1 protein-coding gene and 3 pseudogenes are annotated in these 2,256 nt (G+C 73.2%); 2 read left to right on the forward strand and 2 right to left on the reverse strand.

Annotation, left to right across the window (positions count from 1 at the left end; translation table 11 throughout):
* A pseudogene (locus tag A5701_RS06430) lies at nt 1-415 on the reverse strand (hypothetical protein); the annotation flags it as partial.
* A gap of 36 nt (nt 416-451) precedes the next feature.
* Here A5701_RS06430 and A5701_RS06435 point away from each other — a divergent pair.
* Complete coding sequence (locus A5701_RS06435; RefSeq protein WP_067749962.1) at nt 452-856, forward strand: hypothetical protein; 405 nt, start codon at nt 452-454, stop codon at nt 854-856.
* A 5-nt stretch (nt 857-861) separates the two neighbouring features.
* Here the strand turns inward: A5701_RS06435 and A5701_RS06440 are convergent.
* Nucleotides 862-1,461: pseudogene (locus A5701_RS06440) on the reverse strand (DUF3060 domain-containing protein); the annotation flags it as partial.
* A gap of 62 nt (nt 1,462-1,523) precedes the next feature.
* Between A5701_RS06440 and A5701_RS06445 the strand changes: the two are divergent.
* Nucleotides 1,524-2,256, forward strand: a pseudogene (locus A5701_RS06445) (hypothetical protein); the annotation flags it as partial.

Genomic DNA, 2,256 nt, shown 5'->3' on the forward strand with positions numbered 1-2,256 from the left:
CCACCCCGGCGGTGATGGCGGCGATGCCGGCCAGTGCGCTCCCGGCGAGGAACATGGGCCGTCGCCGGCGCGGGACGACCACGTCGTCGTCGGGCACGGCGCTGTAGGCCAGAGCCTCGGCGTCGGCGTTGCCCCAGACGTCGAGGTACGTCGGGCCGAGCGGTCGCGGGCTCACCTCTCCGGTGCCGGGGTCGAGCGCGTACGCCAGCGCCGCCGTGGACGAGGCGAACAGCGGCGCGTTCGCCGAGGCCAGCGCGGCCCCGCGGGCCAGCGCCAGCTCCGGCTCCTCGGGCGCCGACAGCTCGAGCGGGGTCGCCGCCTCGAGCGCGGGCTTGACGGGCACGATGCCCACGCCGCAGCCGATCAGGAACACGCCGTCCGCGTGAGCACCCCGCGCGCCCAGACCGGCGACCATCGTCGCCAACTCGGCGGCGAGCGGCGAGGAGGTCGCGTGGGCGAATACGGTGCGTTCGGGTTCGATCCCGACGAGTTCGATCGAATGATCCGCGAAGGCAGCGAGGGCCTGCGCGACGTGTTCGAGCGGGTCAGCAGGTTTGTCGCGGCGCCAGGAGCCCGGTCCGGGTGGTCGTCCATCTTCGAGGACCTGTCGCGGCGCCCCCGCCCGGAGCCGGAAACCGCCGGCGAGGCGGGCGACGGCGTCTGGGCGATCTACACGGTGGACGCCGACGGTGGCGCGCACGTCGAACAGGTCTACGCGACCGAGCTCGACGCGCTGCGGGCCAACAAGAACAACGTCGACCCCGCGCGCAAGGTGCGGTTCCTGCCGTATGGCATCGCGGTCAGCGTCCTCGACGGCGATTCGCACGACGACGACGAATCCACCGAGGCGCCGTAACGGCCTCAGCCCTGCTGGACGACGTTCGCACTACCCGAGTTGCTGACCTTCGGCGTGCCCGAGTGGTACGTCACCTTGTTGCTCAAGCCGGAGGCTTGGATGCTGTCGACGGCGTCGACGGTGATGTCGTTCTGCACGCCCGACACGCTGAGGCTTGCGCAGTGACCGCTGATCACCACCGTGTTGGACACGCCGCTGACGTTGACGACGTTGTCGTCGCAGGCGATCGTCCGGTTCTCGCCGATCCCGGAGATCGTCACCTCGCTGCCCGGCGGCGGCGTGGGTGAGGTGGACGTGGTGGTCGACCTCGGCGGCTTGGTCCGTGTAGTCGTCGAGGTGCCGCCCGGGGTGGTGGCCGGGGGACTGAGGGTGTTGGTGAAGGTCGGCGGGGAGTTGATGATCGAGCGGACACCGGAGAGCTGGTGTGCCGCGAAGGCGGCGATGCCCCCGGCGAGCGCCAGCACGCCGACCGCGATGATCGTGCCCACGATCCACCACATCCGATTGCCCGAGGGGCCCTGAGGCGGCGGGCCGCCGAGCGGGCCGCCATAGCTCCACGCGGGCGGTGGCGGAGGGGGCCCCGCCGGGTCGGGCGGCTCGGGGCCCGGTAGACCGGTGCCGCCGGCGGCGGCTTCACCGAGGTCTGGGGCTCTTCCGCCGCGGGCGGGGCCGGCTGCGGGGCGGCCACCAGCTGGTGTCGACGGGCGTGACCTGGACGGACCGAGCGGACGTCGGCGCGCTACGGGAAGCGATGACCCAACACGGCATGGGCAACGTGATGCTGGTTTCCCCGTTGCTGGCCGCGGCCGCGCTGGCCCAGACGGTCGGGTCCGCGCTCGACTACGCGCACATCGCGATGCTGTACGTGGAGGCCGAGACCGCGACGCTGGCCGTCGTCGACGTCGCCGACGGGTCGATCGTCGACCTGCACCGCAAGCAGCTGGCCAACGCCGGAAAGGAGCCGCTCGCCGCCGAGTTGGCGACGATGGTCGCCGGTCTGGGCGCGCGGGGTGCTCACGCGGACGGCGTGTTCCTGATCGGCTGCGGCGTGGGCATCGTGCCCGTCAAGCCCGCGCTCGAGGCGGCGACCCCGCTCGAGCTGTCGGCGCCCGAGGAGCCGGAGCTGGCGCTGGCCCGCGGGGCCGCGCTGGCCTCGGCGAACGCGCCGCTGTTCGCCTCGTCCACGGCGGCGCTGGCGTACGCGCTCGACCCCGGCACCGGAGAGGTGAGCCCGCGACCGCTCGGCCCGACGTACCTCGACGTCTGGGGCAACGCCGACGCCGAGGCTCTGGCCTACAGCGCCGTGCCCGACGACGACGTGGTCGTCCCGCGCCGGCGACGGCCCATGTTCCTCGCCGGGAGCGCACTGGCCGGCATCGCCGCCATCACCGCCACCCTGC

The sequence above is a fragment of the Mycobacterium sp. E3305 genome (genome assembly GCF_001666785.1).
Classification (GTDB): domain Bacteria; phylum Actinomycetota; class Actinomycetes; order Mycobacteriales; family Mycobacteriaceae; genus Mycobacterium.